General features: G+C 74.0%; 9 protein-coding genes and 1 pseudogene. 4 read left to right on the top strand and 6 right to left on the bottom strand.

Annotated elements, in window-relative coordinates:
• Positions 1-55, bottom strand: a 55-nt coding sequence (locus tag ABZS69_RS56670; protein ID WP_355389925.1) for a hypothetical protein, incomplete at its 3' end; no start/stop codon positions are given.
• 44 nt (positions 56-99) lie between these two features.
• Between ABZS69_RS56670 and tnpA the strand changes: the two are divergent.
• Positions 100-348: pseudogene (tnpA, locus tag ABZS69_RS56665) on the top strand (IS200/IS605 family transposase); the annotation flags it as partial.
• 141 nt (positions 349-489) lie between these two features.
• Positions 490-1,197 (top strand): sulfotransferase family protein, encoded by a 708-nt coding sequence (locus ABZS69_RS56660; RefSeq protein ID WP_355389915.1) that lies wholly within the window; start codon positions 490-492, stop codon positions 1,195-1,197.
• Between the two features lie 19 nt (positions 1,198-1,216).
• Here the strand turns inward: ABZS69_RS56660 and ABZS69_RS56655 are convergent, their stop codons facing one another.
• From ABZS69_RS56655 to ABZS69_RS56640, 4 genes are all read right to left on the bottom strand, one after another.
• Positions 1,217-1,861, bottom strand: a complete 645-nt coding sequence (locus ABZS69_RS56655; protein ID WP_355389913.1) for a response regulator transcription factor — start codon at positions 1,859-1,861, stop codon at positions 1,217-1,219.
• Positions 1,852-3,162 (bottom strand): histidine kinase, encoded by a 1,311-nt coding sequence (locus tag ABZS69_RS56650; protein WP_355389911.1) that lies wholly within the window; start codon positions 3,160-3,162, stop codon positions 1,852-1,854. Before ABZS69_RS56650 ends, ABZS69_RS56655 begins: the two co-directional genes overlap by 10 nt.
• 73 nt (positions 3,163-3,235) lie before the next feature.
• A complete protein-coding gene (locus tag ABZS69_RS56645; protein WP_355389909.1) occupies positions 3,236-4,027 on the bottom strand; it encodes an ABC transporter permease subunit in 792 nt (263 codons plus the stop codon).
• On the bottom strand, positions 4,024-4,929 hold the full coding sequence (locus ABZS69_RS56640) for an ATP-binding cassette domain-containing protein (protein WP_355389907.1): 906 nt from the start codon (positions 4,927-4,929) through the stop codon (positions 4,024-4,026). The genes ABZS69_RS56645 and ABZS69_RS56640 overlap by 4 nt, the downstream gene beginning before the upstream one ends.
• Before the next feature lie 248 nt (positions 4,930-5,177).
• Between ABZS69_RS56640 and ABZS69_RS56635 the strand changes: the two genes are divergently transcribed.
• Both ABZS69_RS56635 and ABZS69_RS56630 read left to right on the top strand, forming a co-directional pair.
• Positions 5,178-6,308 carry a DUF5685 family protein gene (locus ABZS69_RS56635; RefSeq protein WP_355389905.1) on the top strand — a complete coding sequence of 377 codons (1,131 nt, stop codon included), beginning with the start codon at positions 5,178-5,180 and terminating at the stop codon, positions 6,306-6,308.
• A 188-nt stretch (positions 6,309-6,496) separates the two neighbouring features.
• On the top strand, positions 6,497-6,829 hold the full coding sequence (locus tag ABZS69_RS56630; RefSeq protein ID WP_355389903.1) for a hypothetical protein: 333 nt from the start codon (positions 6,497-6,499) through the stop codon (positions 6,827-6,829).
• 35 nt (positions 6,830-6,864) lie between these two features.
• On the opposite strand, the gene ABZS69_RS56625 is transcribed toward ABZS69_RS56630, so the two are convergent.
• Entirely contained in the window at positions 6,865-9,942 is a 3,078-nt protein-coding gene (locus tag ABZS69_RS56625) for a BTAD domain-containing putative transcriptional regulator (RefSeq protein ID WP_355389923.1), read from the bottom strand.
• Between the last annotated feature and the right edge of the window lies 1 nt (position 9,943).

Genomic DNA, 9,943 nt, shown 5'->3' with positions numbered 1-9,943 from the left:
TCCACTGCCCGCGTCGCCGGTATTCCCGCCGTTGTTCGAGACCGGTGTTCCACACGGCCCGGCAGATTCCGCCCAGCCTTTCGGCGAACGCCCGCCCGCGAGTTCAACGGCGAACACGACCACGTCCACCTGCTCATCCACTACCCGCCCAAGGTTGCGATCAGCAAATTCGTCAACTCGTTGAAAGGCGTCTTCTCGCACTACCTGCGCAAGGAGTTCACCGGCCGGGTCAACCGCGCCATAACGCACGGCCACTTCTGGTCACCCAGCTACTTCGCCGCGTCCTGTGGCGGAGCGCCACTATCGATCATCAAGGCGTATATCGAACAGCAGCGCCACCCCACCTGAGGTTCCAGGTCCGCGCTCCGGGCTCCGGGCTGCCTACGGCGGGGCATCCCCCAAAGGGGGACCGCATTCATCCCCGGCCTGAAGACCGAGGCTTTCTGCGGACCTTCGGTAAGTAGCCGGCCAACACCCCATGGAGGCAATGTGCTCACGGTGATCGGCGCGGGGTTCCCGCGTACCGGAACGAGCTCGATGAAAGCGGCACTCGAACGGCTCGGGTTCGGACCGTGCCACCACATGTTCACGATCATCAGCGACCCGTCCCGCGTCGACAGATGGCTGCCCCTGGCCGAAGGCGCGCAGGTGGACTGGGAACACGTCTTCGACGGCTTCCGCTCGGCGCAGGACTGGCCGGCGTCCTTCTTCTGGAGGGAGCAGGCGGAGGCGTACCCGGACGCGAAGGTCGTCCTGACCGTACGCGACCCGCACGCGTGGTACCGGAGCATGCAGGCGCTCGTCTCCATGGGCCCGGGGCGGGAGCTCCCGGAGAACCTGCCCGAGGCGGCGGCGGCCGTCTTCGGCGGGATGATGCGGCTCAGCCCGGTGATGGACCTGATCACCTCGTCCGTGTTCGAGGGCCGGAGGAGTCTCAGAGAGGGGCTGCCGGACGAGGACGAGGCGGTGGCGGTGTTCGAGCGTCACATCGCCACGGTCAAGGAGAGCCTGCCCGCCGAGCGGCTGCTGGTGTTCGACGTGCGCGAGGGGTGGGAGCCGCTCTGCCGGTTCCTGGGCGTGGACGTCCCGGACGGGGAGCCGTTCCCGCACCTGAACGACTCCCAGGCCATGCGCGAGACCCTGGAGCGGCTGATGTCCGGGGGCACGGTCGACTCGCCGTTCACCCGTCAGGCGTGAGTCCCGCGCCGCCTGGGAGTCACGTGTCCAGGTAGCGGAGGATGGCCAGGACGCGGCGGCTGTAGTCGGGGTCGCGGGGCAGGCCGAGCTTGTCCACGATGGCGTTGACGTGCTTCTCGACCGTGCTGAGCGAGACGTGCAGGCGCTCGGCGATGGCCGCGTTCACGAAGCCCTGGGCGAGGTGCCGCAGCACCTCGCCCTCGCGCGGGCTCAGGTCGCTCAGCGGGTCTGCGTGGGTGGTGCGGGCCATGAGCTGCCGCACCACCTCGGGGTCGAACGCGGCTCCGCCGGCGCGTACGCGTTCGAGCGAGTCGAGGAAGTCGGCCACCTCCGAGACCCGGTCCTTGAGGAGGTAGCCGAGGCCCCGCGTGGAGCCGGCCAGGAGCCTGGCCGCGTAGTGCTGCTCGACGTACTGCGACAGGACCAGCACGCCGACGCCGGGGTGGCGTTCGCGGATCTCCAGGGCCGCCCGCAGGCCCTCGTCCTTGTGGCCGGGCGGCATGCGTACGTCGATCACGGCCACGTCGGGGCGGTGCCGCTCGACGGCGGCCAGCAGCGCGGGGGCGTCGCCGACGGCGGCGACCACCTCGTGGCCGGCGTCGTCGAGCAGCCGGGTGAGCCCTTCGCGCAGCAGCACGGAGTCGTCGGCCAGGATCACCCGCACGAGCCCGCCCCCGCCCCCGCCCCGGACCCGGGCCTGGGCCCGGGCCCGCTCGGCGCCTCCTCGGAGACGTCTCCAGACGTCCTGGAAGCGCCCCCGGACGTCCCGGAAGAGCCCCGAGACGTCCCGGGAGAGCCGCCGGAAGCCGCTTCGGAGGGGTCGCCGGGCGGGATCTTCGGGAGCGTGGCGGCGATCTTGGTGGGGCCGCCCGGCGGGCTCCGGACGGTGAACTCCCCGTCGAGCGCCAGCACGCGCCGGGCCAGCCCCGACAGCCCGCCGCCCGCGGGGTCGGCCCCGCCCGTGCCGTCGTCCGAGATCGCCACGCCCACCGTCCGCTCGTCCTCCGTCAGCACGACCAGGATGTCACGCGCCCCGGCGTGCTTGACCGCGTTGGTGATCGCCTCACGGGCCACGAAGTAGAGCGCGGTCTCCACCTCCGACACCGGCCGCCCGGCCAGCCCGTCGTGCACGGTCACCGGCACGCTCGACCGCTCGGCGACGCCCGCCAGCGCGGCGCGCAGCCCCAGCTCGTCCAGCGCGGTCGGGTAGATGCGCCAGGCCACGCTGCGCAGCTCGTCGAGGAGCTGGCGCGACTCGGTGTAGGCCTGGGCGACCAGTTCGGTGGTCCTCCCGGCGTCGGCGCTGTGCCGGGCGCGGCCCAGCAGCATGGCGAGCGCGACGCCGCGCTGCTGGACGCCGTCGTGGAGGTCGCGTTCGATCCTGCGCCGCTCGTCGTCCACGGCCCGGACGATGCCGGAACGGGTGGCGGTCAGCTCGGCGATCCGGCGGCGCATCAGCTCGTGGCTGCCGGGGCCGAGGAAGTGGTCGGCCAGCCGCCGTTCGAGCGATCCGACGGCCAGGGCCGCGAGGGCGACCAGGACGAGCAGCACGGCGCCGCCGGTCAGGCCGAGCACGCCGCTGCTGGTGACGATCCTGACGCCGGGCAGTTTCACCGGCACCGGGTGGGCCGGCCCCCAGGCGAGCTCCCACAGGCCGCCGGCCAGCAGAAGCCCGCTGAGGAACAGGCCCGCCGCGCACAGGTACCCGCCCAGGACCCCCAGGACGGCGCGCGCCGCGAGGAACCCGAACCCGCCCTCCCGCCGCGTCGCCTCGTGCCCGAGCCAGCCGGACAGCCTGGCCCGCTCCAGCGCCATCAGCCTGTCCAGCCCCCGTACGGCGGCGGGCCGGGCGGCGGGGACCAGGCTCGCGGGCCACGCCACGCACAGGAAGGCCAGCTCGACGAGGCCGAGGACCATCCCGAGAACGACCCCGGCCAGCACCCGCGCCGCCCTGCTGCCTGACACGGGCGTGAATTCTAGGCCCAGCTCCTGAATCACGCGCCCCCGAGCCCCGCGCCCCCGCATCATGGACACCGCGCTAGGCGTCACGGCGGCGCAGCACCGCGTAGCCGATCGCCAGGGCCGCCGCCGTCCAGGCGACGAGCCAGGCCAGCCCCTCCCCCGCCGAGTACGGCATCGGCCCGCCGGCCAGGTTGTCCGCGCTCCCCATGAACGCCAGCCCGGCGAACGTCGGCATCCGCAGCGAGGCGTCCAGCGCCACCTGGCTCCCCGTCATCAGCAACATCAACGGCAGCCCCATGAGCAGCATGAACACCACGGTCAGCGTGCCCGCCGCGCTGCGCATCGCCGCGCCGACGCCGAGCGTCATCACCGACACCAGCGCGAAGAACGCCCCGGCCCCGAGCAGGTCCGGCACGACCTCGCCGATCGGCGACACGACGAGCCCGCCGAACAGGTCGCCGGACAGCACCCCCTGGACGACCGCCGTCGCCACCGCCCCCGACAGCACACCCGCCACGGCCATCACCGGCGCCACCACCAGCGCCTTCGCCGCCAGCACCACCCCTCGGACGGGCGTGGCCTGCAACGTGGCCCGGATGCTCCCGGACGAGTACTCCGAGGTGATCGCCAGCATCGCCAGCGCCACCAGCGCGAACTGGACGAACGGCGTCGCCGACACCACCGGCTCGCTCGCGGTCACCCGCGCGCCGGTCCGCCCCTCGCGCAGGGCGTCGGTGGCGCTCGCGCCGCCCAGCGTGAGCGCGGTCACCACCATGAGCGCCGCGGCGCCGGCCAGGCACCACCACGTGGACCTGACAGACCACAACTTCGCCCATTCGGCCCTGATCGCCTGCCACAACGTCCTCATGATCCCGCCCCGTACTCGACGCTTCCCGCCGTCAGCTCCTGGTAGGCCTGTTCGAGGGAGGCCTCCCTGGCGCGCAGCCCGTGCAGCCTGATCCCGGCCTCGTAGGCCAGGTCGCCGACCGTTTCGAGGGTGGCGCCGGTGGTCTCCAGCTCGTTCTCGCCGTGCCGGTCCACCGCGATCCCGGCGGCGCGCAGCCGTATCGCGAGATCGCCGGCGTGCGGGGTGCGAACGAGCACGGCCGTCAGGGAGCTGCCCGCGATGACGTCGGACAGCGGCGCGTCCGCGATGAGCCGGCCCTTGCCGATCACGACGAGGTGGTCGGCGGTGAGCTGCATCTCGGTCATGAGGTGGCTGGAGACGAACACCGTCCGGCCCTCCCCGGCCAGCGAGCGCATGAGCCCGCGTACCCAGCGCACCCCGTCCGGGTCGAGCCCGTTGACCGGTTCGTCGAACATCAGCACCTCCGGATCCCCCAGCAGCGCCGCCGCGATGCCGAGCCGCTGGCTCATGCCCAGCGACAGCGCCCCGGCTCGCTTGCGTGCCGCCCCGGCCATGCCGACCGTCTCCAGCACCTCGCCCACCCGCCGCCGGGGGAGGCCGTTGGCTCGGGCCAGCGCCACCAGGTGCGCGTGGCCGCTGCGCCCCGGGTGCAGCGCGCGGGCGTCGAGGAGCGCGCCGACCGTGCGCAGCGGGTTCCTGATGCGGTGGTACGGCACGCCGCCGATCAGCGCGGTGCCGGAGGTGGGCCGGTCGAGGCCGAGGATCAGGCGCATCGTGGTCGACTTCCCCGCCCCGTTCGGGCCGAGGAAACCGGTCACCGTGCCCGGTTTCAGCTCCAGTGTCAGGTCGTCGACCGCCGGGCGGTCGCCGTACCGCTTGCTCAAACCCTTCAGACTGATCACGCCGCCCCACGCTAGGCAGCGCCGGGCCCGGCGGGTATGGGGGCGAGCCGCCGACTTCGATGGCGGAAAACCGTAAAAGACCAGGCCGGCGACGAACGGGGACGCCTCCGGCCTGGTCGGGCACAATGTACCTCCTCGGTTTCGGTGCGGACCGCACGGAAATGCCTGGTTCTCCGGTGCCGCCGGGCATTGCGCATCCAAAACTCGTACGATTCCCTCGATCATCAACGAATCCTGCGAGGTCGTATTTGTTCGGGATCATCCGCCCCTGTGGCGAGCACGGGTGCCCGTCGCTGCGCGCGGCCTGGCAGGCGCACCTGTGCGGGCTGTGCCTGACGTTGCGGGATGGGCAGGGCCAGGCGGCGCGGCTGGCCACCAACTACGACACGCTGATCATCTCGGTCCTGACCGAGGCCCAGCTCCCGTCGGCCGGGCTCCGCCGGATGGCAGGGCCGTGCGCGTTACGCGGGTTCCGCGCCGCCGAGGTGGTGGACGCGCGGGCGTCCGGGGCGCGACTGGCGGCGGCGGTCTCGCTGGCGCTGGGCGCGGGCAGGCTGCGCGACCACGTGGCCGACGGCGATGCCGTTCCCGGGACCGCTCTCGGGGCCGCTTCCGGGACCGCTTCCGGGGCCACTTTCGGGACCGCCGTGGGGACCGCTTTCGGGGCCGCCCTTGGGACGGCGCTCGGGGCGGCCCGGCGGGGGCTGGCGGCGCGGTGGGAGGCGGGTGGGGCGCGGCTGGGGGCCGGGGTCGGGTTCGACACGGCGGTGCTGGTCTCGACCGTGGACCGGCAGCTCGACCTGGAGCGCCGGGTCGCCGCTCAGGGCGGCGGGAGGGTGCTGGAGCTGACCGCGCCGACGGAGGAGGCGGTGGCGGCGGCGTTCGCGCACACGGCGGTGCTCGCCGGGCGGCCGGGCAACGCCGCCGCGCTGGCCGAGGCGGGCAGGTTCTTCGGCCGGATCGCGCACCTGCTGGACGCGGTCGAGGACCGGGCCGCGGACGCCGCGCGCGGCGCGTTCAACCCGCTCACCGCCACGGGCACCGGCGAGCGGGAGGCGCGGCGGCTCTGCGACGACGCCGTCCATGGCCTCGCCCTGGCCCTGCGGGAGGTGGAGTTCGAGGAGCGCCACCTGGTGGACACGCTGCTCGGCACCGAGGTGCGCCGGGCGGTGGAACGGGCGTTCCGCGACTCGTACGAGCGGCCCGGCTGGATCCGGAAGTCGGCGGCCGGGGCCCTGACGATCCTGACCTGCGGCCGCTGGCAGCCCCGATGGAGCAGAACGATCGGCCGCCGCCGCAAGGACGGCTGTTTCCTGCGGGACCTGGACTGCTCCTGTTGCGACTGCTGCAACTGCTGTGACTGCTCTTGCTCCACCTGAGAGGTCTCGCCCGGCGGGGTCACCGATGGGGCCGCGTTCCGGGCCATGATCAGTCGGGCCACCGTACGGCCCGCAGTGCCAGCTGCCGCAGCAGGTCGACGACGTGGGGCGGGAAAGGCGCGGTGCGCAGGGAGCCCAGGGCCTGGTCGCGGCGCCGGGTGATCAGGTCGACGGCCTCGTCGACGGCGATGATCGCCCGCGCTTCGGTGGACGAGCTCTTCGGCCGCGGCGATCTGCACGATGCGCGGGTCCGCGGGGTCGCCCTCCGCGGCGAGCCAGCCGCAGTAGCAGTACATGGGCCGCAGGCGTTTGCCGCCCCCGGCCAGGAAGTCCTGGATGAGGCGCAGCGGGATCTCCAGGTGCGGGCCGTACTCGCCGCCCTGCTTACCGGCCAGGAAGGCCGTCAGGAAATCGTCGACCAGGTCGCGGAAATCGGTCAGGAGCCCCACATTGTCGCGCGTGCTGACGTGGACCACGCAAGCCTCCAAGCACCCGGGACCTCTTCCCGACACGAGAAGTAGTTTCCCGTATCCGGAGAGCTACAAGCGCCCGGGATTCACGCGGGGCGGACGGCGCTGATCGCGGCGTCGCGGGTGAGCGTGGCGCCGCGCTCGTACGCCGCGGCGAACGCCGCGTCCCCCAGCGCCGCCCGCGCCCGTTCCGCGGGCCGCAGCAGGTCGCCGAACCCGCTGCGGTCCTCCGTCCCGAGCAGTGCGGTCGCCGCCCCCAGCAGGTACGCCGCCCGCGCCGGCTCGTCGTCGGCCAGCGCGGCCGCCCGCACGTGCGCGGCGGCGGCCAGGATCGGCAGGTCACCCAGCTCCATCGCCGTGTCCATCGCGGTGTCCAGCGCCGTGTCCAGCGGCTGCCCCGCGCCCGGCCGGTCGCCGTCGAGCAGCGCGGCCATCGCGCGGTAGCAGGCGGCCCAGGCCCGAACCTCGGGAGGGCAGGATTGATCTTCGAGCGCCGGCAGCTCGCGCCGCGCCTCCTCCAGGGCACCGCTCCTGAGCAGCACCTCGACATGCGACAGCCGGACGTACTCGACGCCCTCCGGCCGCCGCAACCGCTCCACGCAGTCCCAGCACGCGTCCATGTACGACCGCGCCCGGTCGTGCTCGCCCGACCGCGCGTACGAGAGCGCGATCTTGGCCAGGATGGCGGCCTGGTCCTCTACGACGCCCAGCTCACCGGCCAGGCGCAGCGCCCGCGACCTGGCCTCGATCCCGGCGGTGAGATCGCCCTCGCGGTCGTGGTGCTCGGCCAGCACGCGCAGCGCGGAGGACAGCCCCCACCGCTCGCCGAGGGCCTCCATCTCCCGCCGCGTCTCGTCGACGAGGGTGAAGGCCCCGCCGACGTCCCCCTTGCTCTCGGCCGCCATGGACAGCGTCATCAGCGCGAACGCCCGTTCCCATCCGGTGAGGCCCGGCAGCGACCGTTCGGCGGCCCGGGCGGCCACCGGCAGGTCTCCCAGCACCATCGGCGCGCAGAGCAGCAGCACGCCGGGGGGCCCGCCCAGCCGGTCGCCGAGGTCCAGCGCCTCCTGGATCGCCTCCTGGGCCGCCACCGGGTCGCCGAGCTGCTGGTGGACGAGCCCCTGGAACGCCAGCCGTACGGGCCGGAGCTCCTCCGGCACCTCGCCCGGCAGGTCGAGGACGCCACGCGTCCAGTGCACGCTCTCGACCCGCAGGCCCCACAGGAACCAGAACCACCAGAGGGCGGCCGGCAGCCGCACGCCCAGCTCGGCGTCCCCCGTATCGGCCGCGAACCGCAGCGCGGCCAGGAAGTTGTCGTGCTCGGCCCGCAGCCTGGCCAGCCACCCGAGCTGGCCGGCGCCGCGCAGCTCGGGGTCGGCCGCCTCGGCCAGGCGCAGGAAATAGCGCGCGTGCCCGTCCCGCACGGCCGCGTCCTGCCCGGACTCCGCCAGCCTGGCCGTCCCGTACGACCTGACCGTCTCCTGCATGCGGTAGCGCCCGCCGGACAGCTCGACCAGCGACTTGTCCACCAGCGCCGTGAGCGCGTCGAGCGGGTCGAGCCCGCTGACCGCCTCCAGCGCCTCCAGCGTGGCCCCGCCGGGGAACGCCGCCAGCACCATGGCCAGCTCCCGCTCCTCGCCCGGCAGCGGGTCCCAGCTCCAGTCGACCACCGCCTGCAGGGTGCGGTGCCGGGGCAGGGCCGTCCGGCTGCCGCTGCTGAGCAGGCGGAAGCGGTCGTCGAGCTTGGCCGCGATCTGCTCCACGCTCAGCGCGCGCATCCTGGCCGCGGCCAGCTCGATGGCCAGCGGCATGCCGTCCAGCCGCCGGCAGATCTCGACGACCGCCCCGGCGGTGGTCTCGTCCAGGGTGAAATCGGGGCGTACCGACACGGCTCGTTCGGTGAAGAGGCGGACCGCGGAGTAGTCGCGGGCGTCCTCGGCCATGCCCTTCCCCGGGCCGGCGGGCCACTCCAGGGGTGGGATGGGGTAGAGACTCTCGCCCGCCACGGCCAGCGACTCCCGGCTGGTGGCCAGGACGCGCAGGTCGGGGCAGGCGCCCAGCAGCCGGTCCACCAGCTCGGCGACGGCCGACACGACGTGCTCGCAGTTGTCGAGCAGGAGCAGCGCGCCTTGCTGGGCGAAGACCTCCGTCAGCCGCTCGGCGGCGCCGCCCGCCCCGGCCTCGAACCAGGCGCCGTCCCTGCCGCCGACCGCCGTGAGCACCGCGTTGGCGACGTCGTGGGGGTCGGTGACGGGCGCCAGCTCGGCCAGCCAGACGCCGTCGGGCGCCAGGTCGGCCGAGCGCTGTGCGACCTCGACGGCGAGCCTGGTCTTGCCCGCTCCCCCTGGGCCGACGACGGTGACGAGCCGGCCGGTCTCCAGCGCCTTGGCGAGCTGGGCCAGCTCCTGTTCGCGGCCGACGAAGCTGGTCACCTGGGCGCGCAGGTTCGACCTGCGGGCACGGCGGCGGTCCTGGTGCTGCGGGTCGTGGCGGAGTATCGACAGGTGCAGCTCGGCCAGCCCGGCGGACGGGTCGACGCCCAGCTCCTCCGACAGCGTCCGCCGGGTCCGCTCGTAGGCGTCGAGAGCGTCGGCCTGGCGGCCGGCCGCGTACAGGGCCCGCATGAGCAGGCCCTGCAGGCGTTCGCGCAGCGGGTGCGCGGCCGCCAGCGGGCCCAGCTCCGCCAGCACGTCGTTGCCCGCGCCCAGCTCCAGCTCCAGCCGGTCCTCGGCGGCGGACAGGCGCAGCTCGTCCAGCCGTACGGCGGCGTTGTCCGCGAACGGCAGCCCGGCCAGGTCCGCCAGCGCCGGCCCCCGCCACAGCCCCTCGGCCTGGCGCAGCGCGGCGAGGCTCCCCGTGCCGGCCAGCCGCTCGAACCGGGAGACGTCCACGTCGTCGGCGTCGATCGCGAGCCGGTAGCCGGCCGGATGCGACTCGATCGCGGCGTGGCCGACCAGCCGCCGGGTGCGGGAGACCAGCGACTGCAGGGCGTTGGCGCTGCCGGTCGGCGGGCGCTCGCCCCAGATGGCGGCGGTGAGCACCTCGAACGACACGACCCGGCCCGGCTCCAGCGCGAGCCTGGCGACCAGCGCGCACAACCTGGCGCCGGAGATCTCGACCCGGCGCTCCTCCCCGTCACGCACCTCGAACGGCCCGAGCAACATC

This window comes from Nonomuraea sp. NPDC005650, assembly GCF_040605375.1.
Classification (GTDB): Bacteria; Actinomycetota; Actinomycetes; order Streptosporangiales; family Streptosporangiaceae; genus Nonomuraea.
This window is presented reverse-complemented; position numbering and strand designations above follow the sequence as displayed.